This is a genomic window from Acidovorax sp. FG42, assembly GCF_057809195.1.
The window spans coordinates 16,062-35,851 of sequence record NZ_JBMDJM010000002.1 but is presented as its reverse complement, the minus strand read 5'-3'; the positions used below and the strand labels follow the sequence as shown (position 1 = coordinate 35,851).

Genomic DNA, 19,790 nt, shown 5'->3' with positions numbered 1-19,790 from the left:
AGTTTGCATGCGCGTGATTGCTGTTGTTTCGCCCCTCGGCGGGTCTGGGCGTACCACCCTGGTTGCACACCTGGCATCACTAGGTGCCCGGCAAGGTCAGTCCATCTTGGCCATAGAGCTCTGCGCCCAGAATCTGCTGGGCATGCACCTGGGGATGCCACACCCCGCCAGCCAGGGGTGGGCAGCACTTGCGGCCACGGGCTCATGGTGGGCGGATGGCAGCTTTGACAACACCGACGGCGTCGGCGTTCTCCCCTTTGGCCCGGCGGCGCCGGACACCATCACCACACTCCACCAACTGCTGGCGGCCAACCCGCAGTGGCTGCAAGACCAGTTGGCACTGCTCGATATCCCGGAGGATTGCACGGTGCTGCTGGATACACCGCAATGGCCTTCGCCACTGGCCCAGGCAGCGCTGCACTGCGCGGATGCAGTGTTGGTGGCCATGGAAGCGTCTGCACGCGGATGTGCCAGCATGGACACCGTGCGCGCCATGCTGCAGGCATCGCCAGCAGCACCCAACGCGCAGGGCATCGCAGTCACACGTTTCGACCCGCGCCGCGCCTCACACCGGGAAGCACTCACCACTCTGCGCCAGCAGTGGGGAAGCCAGCTACTACCGTACACGCTGCACGAAGACGAGAACCTCTCGCGTGCGCTGGCGGCATCGCAGTCCGTGAACAGCATGGCCCCCCATGCACAGTCGGCACACGATCTACAGGGCATTTTCCATTGGCTGTCGGCAATGTCTCCCGTGCAGGCTCCGTCTTTGCCCGCGGCAGAAGTGGCGGCACCATGACGGATCAACCCCCTTCCAGCATCACGACGCCCACGCCGTCCCCTGAGCGAACGGGTGTACAAGCACCTGCCCACCCAGTGCTGGGGTGGCTCCGAGTCTGGTTGGAGATTGAGCCTGGTGCTCCCTGGTGGATGTGGCTGTGGCGCTGCTTTGTGCTGCCGCCCTCGCCGCAGCGTGCTTTACGCCCTTGGTTGCTGCGTCCAGTGCGGGGTCTAGGGGCAGGCCTCGGCTGGGCGATGCGCTGGCTCTGGGGGGGTGTGGCATTCGCACTGAATCTCCTTTTCTGGCCAATCCGGCTTTTCCTGCGGGCCATGGACCGCCTGGCCACCCACGTCAACGTGGGCAAGGGCATGCGGCTGGCAGACCAGTGGCTCACACCGGCCTTGGAGATTCCGGGTCTGCGCTGGGTGATTCTGGCAGTGGGGGCAGTCACCGGCCTGGTCGTCATGACCACCCCATTCAACTGGTTTGGGCAACTGTTGTTCATGCTGCTCTGCTGGGGGCTTTCCCTGGTGCTCCGGCGCCTGCCGGGCCGCTATCCATCGCTGGCGCTTGCAGCCATCAGCCTGCTGGCCATGGGGCGTTATGCCTGGTGGCGCCTGACTTCGTCGATTGAATTCGACTCGGTCATCGAGTCCTTCCTGGGCTATGGCCTGCTGGCGGCAGAGGCCTACACCTGGCTGGTGGTGGTACTGGGCTTCATACAGACGGCCTGGCCCCTGCACCGCCGTCCGGCGGAGCTGCAAGGTACGCCCGCGTCCTGGCCCACGGTGGATGTGTATATCCCCACCTACAACGAGCCGTTGAGCGTGGTGCGCACCACAGTGCTGGCGTCGATGGCACTGGACTGGCCCAAAGACAAGGTCAAGGTCTTCATCCTGGACGATGGGCGGCGCGAGGAATTCCGTGCATTCGCTGAATCCATGGGGGTGGGCTACATCGTGCGGCCCGACAACAACCACGCCAAGGCTGGCAACCTGAACCACGCGCTCAAAAAGACTGATGGTGAGCTGGTTGCCATTTTCGACTGCGACCACATCCCCACACGCTCCTTCCTGACCACGGCCGTGGGCTGGTTCCAGCGCGACCCGAAGTGCGCGATGCTGCAGACGCCGCACCACTTCTTCTCGCCCGACCCGTTTGAGCGCAACCTGGGCACCTTCCGCCGCGTCCCCAACGAGGGTGCGCTGTTCTACGGGCTGATTCAGGATGGCAATGATTTCTGGAACGCCACGTTCTTCTGCGGCTCCTGCGCAGTGATACGGCGCGGCCCTTTGCTGGAAGTGGGCGGCATTGCCGTAGAAACCGTGACCGAGGATGCGCACACCGCGCTCAAGCTGCACCGGCGCGGCTACACCACGGCCTACATCAACGAGACGCAGGCCGCGGGCCTGGCCACCGAGAGCCTGTCGGCCCACGTGGGCCAGCGCATCCGCTGGGCGCGCGGCATGGCGCAGATCTTTCGCGTGGACAACCCGTTTCTGGGCAAGGGGCTCACGCTGTGGCAGCGCATCTGCTACGCCAATGCCATGGTGCACTTCTTCTTCGGGCTGCCGCGGCTGGTGTTCCTCACCGCGCCCATGGCCTTCCTGTTTTTTGAATGGCACATCATCAATGCAGGCGCCATCATGATTGCGCTGTACGTGCTGCCGTACATCCTGCAGTCCAACATTGCCAATGCGCACGTGCAAGGCGAGCACCGGCACACCTTCTGGGCGGAGGTCTACGAGACGGTGTTGGCCTGGTATGTGGCCCTGCCCACCACGGTGGCGTTGATCAACCCGCGCTTGGGCAAGTTCAACGTGACAGCCAAGGGCGGGCTGGTGGATGAGCCGTATTTCGACTGGGTGATCTCCCGCCCCTACACCATTCTGGTTGTGCTGAACTTTGCGGCCTTTGGCATGGGCCTGTTGCGCCTGTTCTTCTGGAACACCGAGGAAACCGCCACCGTGCTCCTCAACCTGCTGTGGACGGTCTACAGCATCCTCATGCTAGGTGCCGCATTGGGTGTGGCGTCCGAGGCCCGCCAGGTGCGGCGCATGCACCGCGTGGCCACGCGATTGCCTGCGACCTTGTACCTGGACGATGGGACAGTGCTACGGGCCGTTTGTATCGACTTTTCCATGACCGGTGTGGGCCTGCAGTTGCCTGAAGGCATACCGCTGACCGTAGGAGACAAGGTGCAGGTAGGACTGTGGCGCAACGATTCGGAATGCGTCTTTCCCGCCACGGTGATGCTGCACAGGGGCCAGAGCGCCACCGGTTTTCAGTTTGACCCCATGACGCGCGAACAACAAATCGACCTGGTGCAGTGCACCTTTGCCCGCCCCGACACCTGGACGCAATGGAACGACAGCCACGATACCGACCGGCCTTTGCATGGCCTGCAGGAAATCGCGCAGCTGGGTGTTCTGGGCTACCGCAAGTTCTGGGCTTCGCTGGTGGAATCGGCACGGAGCCGATGGCCCCTTCGCAAACAGCGCGGGCAAGAAAGGCTGCCGGCATGAGCTTCTGGCACCTGATTTTCCTTGCCAAGGTAGGTTTGTACTTTGGTGGCTACATCGGCCTGAACTGGTGGCTGAACCTGCTGTTGTGGGCGTCCATGCTGCCCCCCATTGCGCACAACGGGTGGCGACGTGCACGCACGGCCATCGCCATACCGGCAGCCATCGCACTGCTGTATGCCGACTCATACCTCCCCAGCCCGGCGCGCGTGCTGTCACAGCTCAAAGCGCTGAGCGGTTTCAGCGCAGACTACTGGCTGGAACTCGCCCAGCGGGTGTTCAACCCTGAAATGCTGCTGGTGGGATTGGCCGGTATCGTGCTTTATTCGGCACTGGCCCGGCGGGTGCGTGCAGGAACCTTTGCATTGCTGGCGTTGTTGAGCGTGCCGGTGGTCGCGGCCTTGCAGGAGCAGGCAGCTACATCTACAACCACCATGGCTGCAGCCAATGGATCGAATTCGGCTGCTGCGCCCAACGACAGTCAGGACACGTCACCAGACGCCCTGCTGCAGCGCTTTTACGCCAGCGAAAGCCAGCGGCGCGTTCAGTTCACCGCGCCCAACGGACCACCCGCGTTCGACATCATCTTGCTGCATGTCTGTTCCCTCTCATGGGACGACATGGACTTTGTAGGACAGCGCGACAACCCGTTCCTCAAGCGCTTTGATGTGCTGTTCACGAACTTCAACAGTGCCGCCAGCTACAGCGGGCCGGCCTCGTTGCGGGTATTGCACGGCACCTGCGGACAAACACCGCACACCAAGCTGTACGAGGGCATCGATCCGCAGTGTTATGTATTTCCCAACCTGGAGAAAGTGGGCTACCAGACCGCTGCGCTGCTCAACCACGACGGGGTGTATGAAGAGTTTGCGCATGCGCTGGAGCAACGCGGAGGTCTTGCGGGCAAGCTGCAATCCAACCAGGGGGCACCCGTCCACATGCAGAATTTTGATGGCTCGCCCATCTACAACGACCATGCCCTGCTGGCGCAGTGGTGGAAGAAGCGCAGCACTGACCGCAGTACCGGACCGGTAGCGCTGTACTACAACACCATCTCGCTGCACGATGGCAATCGCGTACCGGGCATGGCTTCACGCAACAGCCTGGAGACGTTCAAGCCCCGCCTAGTGCAACTGCTCGCCGACTTCGACAAGTTCATCTCTGAGCTGGAGTCATCTGGACGCCCCGTTGTCGTGATGCTGGTTCCCGAGCATGGGGCGTCGCTGCGCGGAGACAAGATCCAGATGTCGGGCATGCGGGAGATTCCCGGCCCCCGCATCACCCTTGTCCCGGCTGCGGTGAAGCTGGTGGGCATGAAGGCATCAGAGGCATCCCCTCCTCCCGGTCCCCTGGTCGTGAACCAGCCGATGAGCTATCTGGGCTTGTACACCTTGCTGGGCGATCTAATTCGCGACAACCCTTACGCCAACTCCGCACGCCCTCTGGCAGAGCGGCTCGCGACACCGGTCACTACCCCGTTTGTTTCAGAGAACGCCGATGTGATCGTGATGCGCAACATGGAAGGCAAGTACCTGATGCGCTCGGGGAACGGCGAATGGGTTCCCTACAACTACTGAAGGCGTTGGCTTGAAGCCGAAGGGGCGTGACCAGGGGGTTGCGCGACGGTGCCCCTCTTTCACAGACGCCCAAGTGCGTCCCGCATAATCCATCCGCACTCCGCGCCATCCCGCAATGGCACGGCGGTGTGATGTCCTTCCGCGCGTCTGCAACTCCATCGGTCTCCATCCATGAATCCTCAAGCCCATCTGCTCTGGAAAGCACCCCGCTGGGCGCTCGCGATCCTGCTGGCTGTGCTGGGCATGCTCGGGCCTTTCTCCATCGACACCTACATCCCCGCGTTCTCAGGCATCGCCGCGGCGCTGGGAGCCACGCCGGTGGAGATGCAGCAGACGCTGTCGGCCTACCTTTTCGGCTTTGCATTCATGAGCCTGTTCCATGGCGCGCTGGCGGACAGCTTCGGGCGCAGGCCTGTGATCTTGTGGGGCATTGCCGTGTTCACGCTCGCCTCCGCCGGATGCGCCCTGTCACAAACGATTGGGCAACTGGTCTTTTTCCGCGCGCTGCAAGGTTTGTCCACGGGGGCAGGCATCGTGGTCTCGCGTGCGGTGATCCGCGACATGTTCCCCCCGGCACAGGCCCAGAAGGTCATGAGCCAGGTGACCATCTACTTTGGGGTGGCTCCGGCGATTGCACCCATCATTGGTGGCTGGCTGTTTGTCCACGCGGGTTGGCACAGCATTTTCTGGTTCCTGACCGTGGTGGGCGTTGCCCTGTGGACTGCCAACTTCCGGCTGCTGCCAGAGACCCTCCATGTGGAGCAGCGCCAGCCCTTTCATGTGCGCCACCTGATGCGGGGCTACATGCAGCTGGGCACCAGTGCACGCTTTGTGCTGCTGGCGCTGGCCAGCGGCGTTCCCTTCAATGGCATGTTCCTGTACGTGCTGTCGGCCCCTGCGTTTCTGGGCGAGCACCTGTCGCTGGCACCGACACAGTTTTTCTGGTTTTTTGTGCTCACCATTTCAGGGATCATGGGCGGTGCATGGCTCAGCGGAAGGCTGGCGGGACGCATTCCGCCCAAGCGCCAGATCCGCCACGGGTTCGTCATCATGTTTTCGGTGGCCGTGTTGAACCTGGGCGCCAATCTCCTGTTCACCGCCCACGCCTGGTGGGCACTCGCACCCATTGCGATCTTTTCTTTTGGCTGGGCGCTGATGGTGCCCGTGGTGACGCTGCTGGTACTGGACCTCTACCCGGAGCGGCGAGGCATGGCCTCGTCCATGCAGGCGTTTGTCGGTTCGACGGCCAATGGGCTGGTGGCGGGCCTCATTGCGCCACTGGTGATGCATTCCACGGTTTTGCTGGCACTGTCATCACTGCTGATGCTGTGCATTGGCATGCTGTCGTGGATCTTTCTGCACCATCGCTGGCCCGAGATCGGCCGCACCCCGGTCCACCTCTGATCCACCTGCGGATCAAGGACTGCCAGACTGCCGCCGATCCACGTTCTTTTGCTGGTAGTAGCGGTTCTTTTCCGCGTACATCATTTGGTCTGCACGGTGGATTGCAGCCTCCACCGCATCGCCCGACTGGCAACAGGCGATTCCCATGGCCAGGCTGAGGTGCTGGCCAGGGTAGAACTGGTTGTTGAGTTCGAGCATCGACAAGATGCGTTCCTGCAGGGCCATGGCTCCACGTTCATCCGTACCGGGTAACAACACCGTGAACTCATCGCCGCCAATGCGTGCTGCACAGGCCGGTGCATCCACAGCCTTGGCCAAGACCTCGCCAACGCGGCGCAGCATGGAGTCTCCCGCCGCATGGCCCTGCTCGTCGTTCACCACCTTGAGCCCATTGAGGTCGATGGCGATGATGGACAAAGGCCAGGGGCCCTTGCGGGTCAGACGGTTGAGTTCCTCGGCGTAAAACGCCCGGTTGCGCAACTGCGTGAGCACATCGTGCTTGCCCAGGTACTCCAGGTAGGCCTCAGCCTTCTTGCGCGCCGTGATGTCCACCAGCGACAGGAGCACCAGACCCCAGTCGCTCATGTGGTCGGCCAGCACCGAGAATTGCATGTGGATATGCACCGCATCGCCAGACAGTGCGTAATTGACCACTTCGCGCTGCTGAAAGGTCTTGCCCTCCCACAGGTCCAGCAACTGCTCCGCAAAGGACTCGTGCATCTCCCCGCGAAACACCCGGCCAATGTTGTTCAGCAGCATCTCCTTGCTCTCTGCACCGAACATGCGCAGGGTCTGCTGGTTCACGTCAATCACCCGGATTTCGTGCATGCAACGTGTCACGAACTCGGGATGCACCCGAATGAATGTCTTGAAATCGTCGATGCCCTGCGCACGCACACCATCAAGCAGGCTCTTGACCGCGCTGAAGTCCTCCACCCACAAGGACACGGGTGAATGCTCGAACAGGTCGCGAGCGTACCGCTCGCTACGGCGCAGCTCCGCCCCTGCGCGCACGGTGGCCGTCACATCCTCCAGCGACACGAGCACACGGCTCCAATTGTCCTCATAGCCGGGCAGGATGCGCGCACGGATCTGCACATCCAGCCGTCGACCGTCGAGCGCGTAGTTCACAGTCTGGTTGGAAAACTCCAGTTGCCCATCCCACAACTGCGACAGCTCATGCGCCACCGCGTCGTGCATGTCGTCCCGAAACACCTTGTCCAGGTTGGCTTCCAGGATATGCTGGCTCTCGGCGGCAAACAGATCCAGCGTGCGCTGATTCACCTTGAGCACTTTGAGGGCGGCACTGCAGGCCCTCAGGCGGGCCGGGTCCTGGGCCAGGAACTGGCGGATGTCGGTCACACCTTCGGCACGCCACTGATCAAAAAGCTGCTTGAGCGCGCTGTAGTCCTCCAGCCAGAGTGACACCGGCGCCAGCCCGAACATGTGCTCAAAGTCCGCACCCGAAGATAAAGAAGACGACACAGCAGATTCCTCCGGAGGCCATTATTGACGAGCCGCCCGCCGCCTCTGCGACACACCGGGCAGCCACCATGAAAAAAGGCCGGCACCTTGCGGTACCAGCCTTTGCAACGGGAGCGGCACTAGCTAGCTAACTAGCGCCAATAACCCTCAACGCTCAGCGAGCCGGGCGAGCAGGACGCTTGCGGGCGTCGTGGGCCACGAAAGGCTTGCCGCCACCACCCGCAGGCTTGGCAAACGCGGGCTTGCGGGGTGCGAAATCACCGCGCGGTGCACCCGCGTCGCCACGGGGAGCAAAGCCACCACGGCCTGTGTCGCCAAAACCAGGCTTGCGGCCATAACCCTCGCTGTCACGGCGTGGGGCAAAACCACGATCACCGCCGCGATCGTCGCGGCCTGCAAAACCGCTGCCTTCACCACGGGCAGGCGCGCCGCGATTGTCACGGCCGGCAAAACCGCCGCCAAAGCCACCACCGAAACCACCACGGTCGTTGCCACCGCGTGCGGGACCACCGAAACGGCCACGCGATGGGTTGTCGCGGTTGTCATACGAGCGGCCACGGCCACCACCAAAGTCCCCACCGCGAGGCGCCTGCGGTGCGCGCTGCGAAGGCTCCATGCCCGGAATCACTTCGGCCTTGAACTGCTGGCGGCTGTACGACTCAATGTCGTAGATCTTGCGGCGATCGCGGAACTCGGCAAACGTGACGGCCAGGCCATCGCGGCCCGCACGGCCAGTACGGCCGATGCGGTGGGTGTAATCCTCAGCCTTCATGGGCAGGCCGAAGTTGAACACGTGGGTAATGGTGGGCACGTCGATGCCACGGGCAGCCACATCGGTCGCCACCAGGATCTGTACCTGACCCGCGCGCAGCGCCATCAGGCGACGATTGCGCAGACCCTGGCTCAGGGCGCCATGCAGCGCCACGGCGGAGAAACCGTCTTGCTGCAGGTCGTTGGCCAGACCATCGCACTCCACCTGGGTGCTGGCAAAGACGATAGCCTGGTTGATAGTGGTGTCACGCAACCAGTGGTCGAGCATCTTGCGCTTGTGCTGGGCGTTGTCAGCCCAGTACAGCACCTGCTTGATGTTGGCGTGCTTCTCTTGCGGCGAATCGATGGTCACCTTTTGTACCGACGAACCACCGTCGTGCATCACGCGCATGGCCAGTTGCTGAATGCGCGGGGCAAAAGTCGCGCTGAACATCATGGTCTGCTTGCGCTGGCTGGTCAGCTGGTTCAGCTCTGCCAGGTCGTCCGAGAAGCCCAGATCGAGCATGCGGTCGGCTTCGTCCACCACCAGGAACTGCACCTTGTCGAGCTTGATCTGCATCGAGCGCTGCAGGTCCAGCAGGCGGCCAGGGGTTGCCACCACGAGGTTGGCGTTCTGCAACTTGGCAATCTGCAGTTGGTAAGGCATGCCACCCACCACGTTGGCCACGCGCAGACCGCGGCAATGCTTGACCAGGTCGATCGCGTCGTGCGCAACTTGCTGCGCCAGTTCACGCGTGGGGCACAGAATCAGCGCGCCAGGGGTCGCTGCCTTGAAGTTGCGCGAGCTGGTGGGGTCCTTGCGCTTGGCGCGCTTGGGGGCAGGTTCGCCACGTGCGGCAGCCTCTGCAACAGCGCGCTCGAAAGCGGCGCGTTCTTCGGCATCGGCGGCGGCCTGCTGCTTGATCAGGGTGTGCAGCACGGGCAACAGGAATGCAGCTGTCTTGCCCGAGCCGGTCTGGCTGGAAACCATCAGGTCGATGAACTTGGTGGAGTCGTTGCCGCTTCCCATGGCCAGGGGAATGGCCTTGAGCTGAACGCCCGTGGGCTGCGTGTAGCCCAGGTCGGCCACCGCCTGAACGAGTTCAGGCGCCAGGCCCAGCTCCACAAAACCGTTGGGTTCAGCGGACACAGCGGCATCGGCCTCAATGGCAGATGCCATCACGGCGTCCAGAGGGGAAGACTGCACGGAAACGTCGGCAGCAAAGGAAGTATCGGCAGGCGCGAATTCGCCCTGCACCAAAGAGGTGTCGGTCATGATTTTTCTCTCACGAAGACGATCGCAGGCAGCGCCTGCGAGGGGCTTCGTCAATGGTTAAAAAACATCAACCATCAAACGAAACCTGCGTTGGCTCTCTGTGGAGGCCGGTGCGGGTGGGCGTTGTTCGCTAGCCCTGCACTGTCGAAGACAGTCGGCTGGCAAGCCCGGTGTGTGAGGGGAGATGCACAAACTGCGAGGATTTCCTGCGCAGCCGTAGATTATCGCACGGTTAAGGGTTTCCCCGCAACCCCCATCCCTATCCCTCGCTTGAGGAGCCTTCCGAATACGAAGAATTCGATCTTCCCCCAAGCGAAGCAAGCCCGTTGAGCTCGGCGCCTCGAGGGATTCTTGCCCCTCCTTGCATCGGAGGAGGGTTGGCAACTCAAGGCGCTTTCACCTCTACCGCTAACAGGTGCTGGCGGTAATGTGCAAGTTCGTCGATGGACTCATGCACATCCGCCAGCGCCGTGTGTTTTTGCGCCTTCTTGAAGCTCGTGTAGGCCTCGGGTTTCCAGCGCTTGGCCAGTTCCTTGAGCGTGCTCACATCCACGTTGCGGTAGTGAAAAAACTTTTCGAGCTTGGGCATGTAGCGCACCAGGAAACGCCGGTCCTGGCCAATGCTGTTGCCGCACATGGGCGCAGCGCCCTTGGGCACGTACTGGGCCAGGAAGGCAAGGATCTGCTGCTCCGCTTCCTCTTCCGTCACCGTGGACGCCTTCACCTTGTCGATCAGGCCACTGCGGCCGTGCGTTCCCTTGTTCCAGGCATCCATCTTGTTCAGCAATTCGTCCGACTGGTGGATGGCGAACACGGGGCCTTCGACGCGGGGTTCGAGGCTCGGGCCGGTCACGACCACAGCGATCTCCAGCAGGCGGTCGGTGTCGGGCTCCAGGCCGGTCATTTCACAGTCCAGCCAGACCAGGTTCTGGTCGGATTTGGCAAGCGTGGCAGGGGTGGGGTTGTTGGCTTCTGACATGGCGCGCATTGTCGCCGATGGCCTAAACTCGCCGCACATGCCCGCCTCTGACGACATTTCTCCCTCTTTGCTGCTCACCCTGGCCTTTGCCGCCGCGCTGCTGCTGGGCCTGGCCCTCAAGTTCTGGCTGGCGACACGCCAGGTCCGGCATGTGGCCCGCCACCGCGATGCAGTTCCCGCCCCGTTTGCCGAACGCATCGCGCTGGCCGCACACCAGAAGGCGGCTGACTACACCATCACCAAAGCCCGCCTGGGCATGCTGGAGATGGCGCTGGGCGCGGCAGTGCTGCTGGGCTGGACCTTGCTGGGCGGCCTGGATGCACTGAACCAGGCACTGCTTGGCGCGCTGGGTGGCGGCATGTGGCAACAGATGGCATTGCTGGTGGCCTTTGCTGCCATCAGCGGACTGATCGACCTGCCCCTGTCGCTGTACCAGACCTTCGTGGTGGAAGAACGGTTTGGCTTCAACAAGATGACCTGGCGCCTGTGGCTGGCGGATGCCCTCAAGGGCCTGCTGGTGGGCGCCATCATCGGGCTGCCGATTGCCGCACTGATCCTCTGGCTGATGGGCGCTGCAGGCCCACTGTGGTGGCTGTGGGCCTGGTGCTTCTGGATGGGTTTCAACCTGCTGCTGATGGTGATCTACCCTACCTTCATCGCACCGCTGTTCAACAAATTCCAGCCACTGGAAGATGAATCGCTCAAAGCCCGCGTGACGGCACTCATGCAGCGCTGCGGTTTCTCGGCCAAGGGCCTGTTTGTGATGGACGGCAGCCGCCGCAGCGCCCACGCCAACGCCTACTTCACGGGCTTTGGTGCCGCCAAGCGCGTGGTGTTCTACGACACCCTGCTGCGCCAGCTGGCCCCCAGCGAGGTAGAGGCCGTGCTGGCCCATGAGCTGGGCCACTTCAAGCACCGCCACATCGTCCAGCGTGTCGTGATGATGTTTGCGCTGAGCCTGGCCGGCTTTGCGCTGCTGGGCTGGCTCTCCACGCAGGTCTGGTTCTACACCGGACTGGGTGTGCGGCCCAATATCTCGCTGGACCCGGCCATGGCAGCTGCTCCCAATGACGCGCTGGCATTGCTGCTGTTCATGCTGGTCGTGCCGGTGTTTACCTTCTTCATCTCGCCGCTGTTTTCACAGCAATCGCGCCGCCATGAGTTCCAGGCGGATGCGTACGCGGTGGCCCAAGCCAGCGGCGCCGATCTGTCGTCGGCCCTGCTCAAGCTGTATGAAGACAATGCCTCCACGCTCACACCCGATCCGGTGTACGTGAAGTTTTACTACTCGCATCCACCTGCCACAGAACGGCTGGCGCGCATGCAAACCCCTGCCCACCCATGACTACCATGTTGAAGAAAAAAGACTGGTCCACGCTGCCCCGTCGTGCGCTGACAGCTACAGAAGTCGTAGCAAATCTGGCCAAGCTGGAAGGCTGGAGCCTCAGCGGCGACGGCGCCAACGTCGCCATCGAAAAGACCTACCACTTTGCCAATTACTACGAGACCATCTCGTTCGTGAACGCACTGGCGTTCATCGCCAACGCGCAAGACCACCACCCCGATCTGTCGGTGCACTACAACCGTTGCGTGGTACGGCTGAACACGCACGACGTGCACGGCATCTCCAGCACCGACTTCGAGTGCGCCACACAGTTCGACGCGCTGGTCGCGCCATGACACAGGCCCACCATGGCTGAGCGCAGCGCCCTCATGGAAGGTACCGTGGTGGCCAGCCATGGGCGCCACTGCATGGTCGAGACCCCGGATGGGGAGCGCCGCATCTGCCACCCCCGTGGCAAAAAAAGCCAAGCCGTCGTTGGCGACCACGTGCTGTGGCAGGCACCGCCACCCGGCCAAGGCGAAGAAGGCACCATCGAAAAGGTCAAAGAGCGGCGCAATCTGTTTTACCGCCAGGACGAGATCCGCACCAAATCCTTCGCCGCCAATCTGGATCAGGTGCTCATCCTGATTGCGGCAGAGCCGGTGTTCTCGGAAAGCCAGCTGTCCCGCGCACTGATTGCGGCAGAAGCTGAGGGCATCAAGCCCATCATCGCCCTCAACAAGAGTGATCTGGTCGAGCCCTTCGCCCGCGCATGGGAGCGCCTACTGCCCTACCGACACATGGGCGCAGGCAAACACTACGGTGTACTGCCGCTGTCGCTGGCGCTGTCCAGCGATGTGGACCGCGCCCTGCTGATGGAACACCTGCAAGGCAAGACCACTCTGGTGCTGGGCCCGTCGGGCTCAGGCAAAAGCACCCTGATCAACCTGCTGGTGCCCGGTGCTTCTGTGCTGACTGGCGAAATATCGCAAGCGCTGAACTCGGGCAAACACACCACCACCAGCACCCACTGGTACTGGATGGATGCGGCGCGCACCACGGCGCTGATCGACTCGCCAGGGTTCCAGGAATTCGGGCTCCACCATATCGCCCCCATGCAGCTGGCCGCCTGCATGCCTGATATCGCCGAACACGCGACGGCCTGCAAGTTCTACAACTGCACCCACCTGCACGAGCCGGGCTGTGGCGTGCTGGATGCAGTAAAAAGTGGCCCAAGCGCTGGTGGAATAAGCCCTTCCCGCTACAAGATATATAGCGATTTATTTGAAGAGCTGAGCCACACCCGGTATTGATGGCCTCCCCCCGAAGCGCTGCTCAACACAGCGTCCGCAGGCCGTGACCCGCTAGCCCAGCAAGCGCGCCAGCGTGAGCAACGCCAGCAGCAGCATCCAGACCACCACCGAGCGCCACACCAGGCCGACCACGCTGCGCAGGTGGCCCACTTCCGGCTCGCGGCCGGGGGTGGAGTCGCTGTCGCCCATGTCGGCGTCGATCTCCAAGCCCTGCGGTGCATGCAGCTCGGTGCGTGCCTTCAGCGCCTCACCGCCCAGGCGCACATTGATGGCCCCGGCTGTCGCGGCGAGCACCACACCATCGTTGTCGTTGGGAAACCGCTGCGCGTGAAAACGCCAGCCTTCAATCGCTTCTTCAAAGCTGCCCACCACCGCAAAACTCAGTGCCGTGAGCCGCGCCGGCAGCCAGTCGATGGCGGTCCAGGCCTGCGCCGAGGCCTGCTGCAGGGATTCGCTGGCCGGCAGCGCACCGGTACGCTGCTTGTAGTGCCAGTAGCGGGAGACAAATTCAGCCAGGCGATACAGCACCGCTCCCGTTGGCCCCAGCCCCAGCGCGGCCAGCACCGAGAACCAGGCCAGCACGCCAAACACGTGCCGGTGGGCGGCCAGCACCGAATACTCAATCACATGGCGCACGATCTCGCTGCGCGGCAGCGCGCCCACATCCACCTGCTGCCAGTGCGCGAGGCGCTCGCGCGCCGCATCTTCGTCCCCCTCTTCCAGTGCATCACGGATGCCAGTGAAGTGGTGGCTGAACTGCCGAAAACCCAGCGTGACATACAGCACCGCCACACTCCAGAGCACTGCAAACGGCCAGCCCAGCCCCCACAACAGCAGCCAGTGGATGGCCAGTGTGACCAGTGCAGGCACAAGCACAGCAAGGCTCCACGCCACCCAGCCGTGGTGCGATTTGCCCGCGTCGAAATTGCGGCTCACGGACAGCGCCCATGCACGCAGCCCAGCATGGATGGGATTGCTGCGAGCCAGGGGACGTGCCTGCTCGATCAGCAGAGCGAACAGGATGGCGAAGAAACTCATGGAGGGCAATGATACTGGCGCTTCGCCCTGGTGCGCCCCATCGCGTGTGCGGCAGCTTCAGGCCTGCATGAAGCGGTAGAAATTGCGCAGCATGCCCGCCGTAGCACCCCAGATGAAATGGGTTTTGCCGCCTTGCTCGTAGGGCATGGAGAACCACTCGCGATGCACGCCATCGCGATCGAACACATGGCGACGGTGATGCGCAGGGTCCAGCAGGAAGGCCAAGGGCACCTCGAACAGATCGGCCACTTCATACGGGTTGGGCCGCAGCACACAATCCGGCTGCACCAAGGCGACCACGGGGGTGATGATGAACGATGAGCCGGTCACATAGGTGGGCAAGGTTCCCAGCACCTCGACAAACGCACGGTCGAGGCCCACCTCTTCCTGTGCTTCGCGCAAGGCGGTTTCGGCCGGGCTGGCGTCTTCCGGATCGGCGCGCCCCCCCGGAAAGGCAACCTGCCCGGAATGGGTGGACAGATGTGCCGTGCGCTCCGTCAGCAGCACCATGGGTTGCTCGCGCAAGACGATGGCCAGCAACACGGACGCATGAGCTGGCTCGCGGTTCATGAACTTCTTTTCCAGCACCACCTCCGGCTCCCACTGAGGCGGCTGCGCAAAGCGCGCACGCAGTGCATCGGGCGTCTGCGCAGCCAGAGGCACGGCAGGCAGATGCGCATCCACCCCGACCACCGGCACCATGCGGGGGTCAAAGTCGGGCAGGCTCGACAGTGGCGCGATGACCGATGAGACGGCAGGAGGAGAAGGAGGGTTCACAAGAAGCGAAGCAGGTTTTTGACGAACCAAAAAACAAAAAGCCGCTACAGGCTGATGCTGTAGCGGCTTGTCAGGACAGGCCCTCGCCTTGCTTGGATTAAGCGGCGGTGGCAGCAGCCTTGACGCGCGAAGGCAGCTTTTCCTTGATACGTGCCGACTTGCCGCTGCGGTCGCGCAGGTAGTACAGCTTGGCACGGCGCACGTCACCACGGCGCTTGACTTCGATGCTGGCGATCAGCGGGCTGTAGGTCTGGAACGTACGTTCCACGCCTTCACCGCTGGAGATCTTGCGCACGGTGAAACCGCTGTTCAGGCCGCGATTGCGCTTGGCAATCACCACGCCTTCGTAAGCCTGCACGCGCTTGCGGTTACCTTCCACCACGTTCACGCTCACGATGACGGTGTCACCAGGGGCGAATTCGGGGATGGACTTGTTCAAGCGGGCGATTTCTTCCGCTTCCAGGGTCTGGATCAGGTTCATGTGAGTTTCCTAGTGATCTTGTCCGCGCCAAAAATGGCTGCGTCGGGATTGACGTCTCAGTGTTTTGCGGGAGAACTCCCAAGCAAAACGGCCGGCCAGAGGATCGAAAAGCCTTTGATTATAGCAATTCAGCCGAGCTTGGCCAATACTGCCTCATCAGCGGGTGCCAAACGCCCTGCCTGGCGCGCGGCGTCGATGAGATCGGGCCGATGGCGGGCCGTGATGGCCAGGCGCTGATCGCGCCGCCAGCGCTCAATCTGCGCATGGTGGCCCGACAGGAGGGCTGCAGGCACCTGCTGCCCCGCCCACTCTTCCGGCCGGGTGTAGTGCGGGCAGTCCAGCAGGCCGTCCAGCGCGGGATTGAAACTGTCGAGCTGGTGGCTGCCCTCGTCATTGAGCACGCCGGGCTGCAGGCGCGCCACCGCATCCAGCAAGGCCATGGCAGGAATCTCGCCCCCCGAGAGCACGAAGTCGCCCATGCTCATCTGCACAGTCACATGCGCATCGATGAACCGCTGGTCGATGCCTTCGTAGCGGCCACACAGCAACACCGCTCCCTCGCTGGCAGACCAGCGCTCCACCGCAGCGTGGTTCAACGGCTCGCCGATGGGAGAGAAAAGCACCACCGGCGCCTGAGCCTCCTCGGGCTCACCCCGCTCCGCCCGGATGGCCGCAAGGCAGCGCGCCAGGGGCTCGGCCATCATCACCATGCCCGGGCCGCCGCCAAACGGACGGTCATCCACCCGGCGGTAGTTGCCGTCGGCGTAGTCCCGGGGGTTCCACAGGCGCACATCGACCTGGCCGCTGGCATAGGCGCGTCGGGTCACGCCGCTTGCCAGAAAGGGGGCAAACAGCTCGGGAAAGAGGGTGATGATGTCAAAGCGCATGGTGTGCGGCGCGGCTCGGGGAGCGCCTGTCAGTAGTCGGGCTGCCAGTCGACGGTGATGCGCTTCTCGGCCAGATCCACCTTGTCCACAAAGGCCGAGACAAACGGGATCATGCGCTCCTGCGCCTTGCCATCCTGCTCGTAAGCCAGTACCAGCACGGTCTGGGGGCCGGTGGACATCAGCTCGCGCACCTGGCCCAGCGCCACGCCTTCGCGGTTGAATACCGACAGGCCGATCAGATCGACCCAGTAGTACTCGTCATCCGAAGTGGATGGAAAACTGGAACGCGGCACAAAAATCCGCGCGCCCCGCAACGCCTCTGCGCCGTTGCGGTCGTCAATGCCCTGCGCCCAGGCCACCACGGAGTCCGAATGGTCCTTGGCCTGGCGGATGGGCAGCAGCACGGTACCGTTGAAGGTCTTGGCCCCGCGCTCGGACGGCTGCAGGTACCAGCGTTTGGACGAAAAAAGTGCCTCGGGATTGCTGCTGTGCGGCAGCACCTTGAACCAGCCCTTGACGCCCCAGGCATCTGCAATGCGCCCTACTTCAACGGCGTCGGCAGGCAGTTCTGCGGGTTCGAGGGTCAGTGGTGTGGTGGCCATGGCAGTGAATCCAGAATGAGAAAAGGGCGGGTTCCGCCAGACCAGCCGACGGAACCCGCCCTTTTCGGGGAGCTTTAAGCAGCCTTCTTGGCGGCTTGCTTGATCAGGCGGTCCACCGTGGGGGAGGACTGGGCACCCACGCCCACCCAGTAAGCCAGACGGTCTTGCACGATACGCAGGCCTTCTTCGGATTCCTTGGCGGTGGGGTTGTAGAAGCCGATGCGCTCGATAAAGCGGCCATCACGGCGCACGCGCTTGTCAGCAACGACGATGTTGAAGAAAGGACGGCCCTTGGAGCCGCCGCGGGAGAGTCGAATGACGACCATGATTTATCCTTCGGGTGGTGAACTCCGGCAACATTTGCCGTAAGCCACAGTGTTCGCAACCATATTCGCAACGCTTGAGACACGCGACATGGCCACCCGGCCAGCGACACGCTGCAAAGCCCGCGATTATATCTATTTGTTCCAATGTCCACCATCCGCCCCAGCACCGACAGCGATATCCCCGCCATTACCGCCATTTACCAACACCATGTGCTCCACGGCACGGGCACGTTCGAGATCGATCCCCCTTCCGAAGCCGACATGGCAGGCCGCCGCGCTGACGTGCTGGCGCGCGGGCTGCCCTGGCTGGTGGCCGAGCAGGGCGGACAGGTGCTGGGCTTTGCCTATGCCAACTGGTTCAAGCCCCGTCCGGCCTACCGTTTCTCGGCCGAGGACTCGATCTACGTGGCCGACAGCGCCCGGGGCATGGGCCTGGGCCGCAAGCTGCTGGCCGAGCTGGCCGTGCAGGCCGAGGCCGTGGGCGTGCGCAAGCTGCTGGCGGTGATTGGCGACTCGGCCAACGCGGGCTCCATCGGCGTGCACCGGGCGCTGGGCTTTACCGATGTGGGCATCATGCGCTCGGTGGGCTGGAAGTTTGGCGCCTGGCGCGACATCGTGCTCATGGAAAAGACCCTGGGCGCAGGCGACACCACCTCTCCCGAATAACGCGACGCCCCCATGAAAAACAAAACCGTGGCGGCCTGGCTCGCCTTTGTGGGCGGGCCCTTGGGCCTGCACCGCTTCTATCTGCACGGCCTGTCCGACATGCTCGGCTGGCTGCTGCCCATTCCCACGGCGCTGGGCATCTATGGCATCCAGCGGGTGCAGCAACTCGGCCAGGACGACCACTACAGCTGGGTGCTGATACCGCTGCTGGGCTTCACGATTGCCGCCTGTGCGCTGCGTGCCATCCTGTATGCGCTGATGACGCCCGAGGCCTGGAATGCGCGCTACAACCCCAGTGCCCCGCCCGATGCCGCACCGGGCAGGACGCAATGGATCACCGTGGGCGCCATCGTGGTGTCGTTGCTGATTGGCACCACGGTGCTGATGGCCAGCCTGGCGTTCAGTTTTCAGCGGTACTTTGAATACCAGATCGAGGAAGCGCGCAAGATCTCTCAGTGATCTGCCGACAGGCACCCAAACAAAAAGCCCCATTGAATTCACATTCAATGGGGCTTTTGCGCTAGTGCTGCTTGCCCTGAAAGCTATCTATTTAATAGCAATCAGAAGCACCTGGGCATATCGCCCATCAGAACAGCTGCAGGCTGATCCAGTAGGCAACGGCGGCCACAAACGCACTGGCGGGAATGGTCAATATCCACGCCCAGATGATGTTGCCCGCCACACCCCAGCGCACGGCGCTGGCGCGCTGGGTGGAGCCCACACCGACGATGGCGCCTGTGATGGTGTGCGTGGTGGAGACCGGAATGCCCAGCGTGGTGGCCAGGAACAAGGTCAGCGCCCCGCCCGTTTCGGCACAGAAGCCGCCCACCGGCTTGAGCTTGGTGATCTTCTGGCCCATGGTCTTCACAATGCGCCAGCCGCCAAACATGGTGCCCAGGCCAATGGCCACGTAGCAGCTGATGATGGCCCAGGTGGGGGGCGAGGCATCAGACGCCGACGAGTACCCCGTGGCAATCAGCAGCAGCCAGATGATGCCGATGGTCTTTTGCGCATCATTGCCGCCGTGCCCCAAGCTGTAGGCGCCGGCAGACACCAGCTGCAGCCGGCGGAACCATTTGTCCACCTTGCTCGGGCGCGTGCGCCGGAAGATCCAGGCCACCGCCACCATCATGAGCGAACCCAGCGCAAAACCCAGCAGTGGCGAAACAAAGATGAACGCCACGGTCTTGAGGATGCCTGCCGAGATCAGCGCCCCCGCACCGGCCTTGGCAATCACCGCACCCACGATGCCGCCGATGAGGGCGTGCGAGGAGCTGCTGGGAATGCCGTAGTACCAGGTGATCACGTTCCAGGTGATCGCGCCCACCAGGGCGCCAAACACCACGTGCGTATCCACAATGCCCGGCTGCACAATGCCCTTGCCCACCGTCGCCGCCACGCTGAGGTGAAAGACGAAGATCGCCACAAAGTTGAAGAAGGCGGCAAACAGCACCGCCTGCGCCGGTTTGAGCACGCCGGTGGAGACCACCGTGGCGATCGAATTGGCCGCGTCGTGGAACCCGTTCATGAAGTCGAACAGGATTGCCAGGGCCACGAGCAGAACCACAACCCAGAGGGCCGTCTGTACGGTTTCCATACTGG

Annotated in this window: 19 protein-coding genes; 9 read left to right on the top strand and 10 right to left on the bottom strand. The window is 62.9% G+C overall.

Features of this window, described 5'->3' with window-relative positions; genetic code table 11:
* Positions 1-7: 7 nt before the first annotated feature.
* The 4 genes from bcsQ (at position 8) to ACODSM_RS02780 (ending at position 6,284) form a co-directional block, all read left to right on the top strand.
* The gene (gene bcsQ, locus ACODSM_RS02795) at positions 8-799 is read left to right on the top strand and encodes a cellulose biosynthesis protein BcsQ (RefSeq protein ID WP_488804256.1); all 792 of its coding nucleotides are present in this window, start codon (positions 8-10) and stop codon (positions 797-799) included.
* A 311-nt stretch (positions 800-1,110) separates the two neighbouring features.
* Positions 1,111-3,306, top strand: a complete 2,196-nt coding sequence (gene bcsA, locus ACODSM_RS02790) for a UDP-forming cellulose synthase catalytic subunit (RefSeq protein ID WP_488804255.1) — start codon at positions 1,111-1,113, stop codon at positions 3,304-3,306.
* On the top strand, positions 3,303-4,880 hold the full coding sequence (gene bcsG / locus ACODSM_RS02785) for a cellulose biosynthesis protein BcsG (protein WP_488804254.1): 1,578 nt from the start codon (positions 3,303-3,305) through the stop codon (positions 4,878-4,880). The genes bcsA and bcsG overlap by 4 nt, the downstream gene beginning before the upstream one ends.
* A gap of 171 nt (positions 4,881-5,051) precedes the next feature.
* Entirely contained in the window at positions 5,052-6,284 is a 1,233-nt protein-coding gene (locus ACODSM_RS02780) for a multidrug effflux MFS transporter (RefSeq protein ID WP_488804253.1), read from the top strand.
* A 12-nt stretch (positions 6,285-6,296) separates the two neighbouring features.
* Here the strand turns inward: ACODSM_RS02780 and ACODSM_RS02775 are convergent, their stop codons facing one another.
* The 3 genes from ACODSM_RS02775 to orn form a co-directional block, all read right to left on the bottom strand.
* Positions 6,297-7,769, bottom strand: a complete 1,473-nt coding sequence (locus ACODSM_RS02775; RefSeq protein ID WP_488804252.1) for a sensor domain-containing diguanylate cyclase — start codon at positions 7,767-7,769, stop codon at positions 6,297-6,299.
* A 154-nt stretch (positions 7,770-7,923) separates the two neighbouring features.
* The gene (locus tag ACODSM_RS02770) at positions 7,924-9,795 is read right to left on the bottom strand and encodes a DEAD/DEAH box helicase (RefSeq protein WP_488804251.1); all 1,872 of its coding nucleotides are present in this window, start codon (positions 9,793-9,795) and stop codon (positions 7,924-7,926) included.
* A 385-nt stretch (positions 9,796-10,180) separates the two neighbouring features.
* On the bottom strand, positions 10,181-10,774 hold the full coding sequence (orn, locus tag ACODSM_RS02765) for an oligoribonuclease (protein WP_488804250.1): 594 nt from the start codon (positions 10,772-10,774) through the stop codon (positions 10,181-10,183).
* 37 nt (positions 10,775-10,811) lie between these two features.
* Between orn and ACODSM_RS02760 the strand changes: the two genes are divergently transcribed.
* The 3 genes from ACODSM_RS02760 to rsgA are packed head-to-tail and all read left to right on the top strand — an operon-like array spanning position 10,812 to position 13,411.
* Entirely contained in the window at positions 10,812-12,119 is a 1,308-nt protein-coding gene (locus ACODSM_RS02760; protein ID WP_488804249.1) for a M48 family metallopeptidase, read from the top strand.
* Entirely contained in the window at positions 12,116-12,454 is a 339-nt protein-coding gene (locus ACODSM_RS02755) for a 4a-hydroxytetrahydrobiopterin dehydratase (protein WP_488804248.1), read from the top strand. Before ACODSM_RS02760 ends, ACODSM_RS02755 begins: the two co-directional genes overlap by 4 nt.
* A 12-nt stretch (positions 12,455-12,466) precedes the next feature.
* Positions 12,467-13,411: a ribosome small subunit-dependent GTPase A gene (rsgA, locus tag ACODSM_RS02750; RefSeq protein ID WP_422849014.1), complete on the top strand. Its 945-nt coding sequence runs from the start codon at positions 12,467-12,469 to the stop codon at positions 13,409-13,411.
* A 51-nt stretch (positions 13,412-13,462) separates the two neighbouring features.
* Here rsgA and ACODSM_RS02745 read toward each other — a convergent pair whose 3' ends face one another.
* From ACODSM_RS02745 to rpsP, 6 genes are all read right to left on the bottom strand, one after another.
* Positions 13,463-14,449 carry a CobD/CbiB family protein gene (locus tag ACODSM_RS02745; protein WP_015013109.1) on the bottom strand — a complete coding sequence of 329 codons (987 nt, stop codon included), beginning with the start codon at positions 14,447-14,449 and terminating at the stop codon, positions 13,463-13,465.
* Between the two features lie 57 nt (positions 14,450-14,506).
* Positions 14,507-15,226, bottom strand: coding sequence for a CoA pyrophosphatase (locus ACODSM_RS02740; RefSeq protein ID WP_488804247.1), 720 nt, complete (start codon positions 15,224-15,226; stop codon positions 14,507-14,509).
* 97 nt (positions 15,227-15,323) lie between these two features.
* A complete protein-coding gene (gene rplS, locus ACODSM_RS02735; protein WP_060986900.1) occupies positions 15,324-15,707 on the bottom strand; it encodes a 50S ribosomal protein L19 in 384 nt (127 codons plus the stop codon).
* Between the two features lie 128 nt (positions 15,708-15,835).
* Positions 15,836-16,594: a tRNA (guanosine(37)-N1)-methyltransferase TrmD gene (trmD, locus tag ACODSM_RS02730; protein WP_488804246.1), complete on the bottom strand. Its 759-nt coding sequence runs from the start codon at positions 16,592-16,594 to the stop codon at positions 15,836-15,838.
* Between the two features lie 29 nt (positions 16,595-16,623).
* A complete protein-coding gene (gene rimM, locus ACODSM_RS02725) occupies positions 16,624-17,196 on the bottom strand; it encodes a ribosome maturation factor RimM (protein ID WP_015013105.1) in 573 nt (190 codons plus the stop codon).
* 74 nt (positions 17,197-17,270) lie between these two features.
* A complete protein-coding gene (gene rpsP, locus ACODSM_RS02720) occupies positions 17,271-17,522 on the bottom strand; it encodes a 30S ribosomal protein S16 (protein ID WP_015013104.1) in 252 nt (83 codons plus the stop codon).
* Between the two features lie 144 nt (positions 17,523-17,666).
* On the opposite strand from rpsP, the gene ACODSM_RS02715 reads away from it, so the two are divergent.
* Together ACODSM_RS02715 and ACODSM_RS02710 are read left to right on the top strand one after the other, a co-directional pair.
* A complete protein-coding gene (locus ACODSM_RS02715) occupies positions 17,667-18,188 on the top strand; it encodes a GNAT family N-acetyltransferase (RefSeq protein WP_488804245.1) in 522 nt (173 codons plus the stop codon).
* A 12-nt stretch (positions 18,189-18,200) separates the two neighbouring features.
* A complete protein-coding gene (locus ACODSM_RS02710) occupies positions 18,201-18,647 on the top strand; it encodes a TM2 domain-containing protein (protein WP_291445108.1) in 447 nt (148 codons plus the stop codon).
* Between the two features lie 127 nt (positions 18,648-18,774).
* Here the strand turns inward: ACODSM_RS02710 and ACODSM_RS02705 are convergent, their stop codons facing one another.
* Positions 18,775-19,785 carry an inorganic phosphate transporter gene (locus ACODSM_RS02705; RefSeq protein ID WP_056747483.1) on the bottom strand — a complete coding sequence of 337 codons (1,011 nt, stop codon included), beginning with the start codon at positions 19,783-19,785 and terminating at the stop codon, positions 18,775-18,777.
* Between the last annotated feature and the right edge of the window lie 5 nt (positions 19,786-19,790).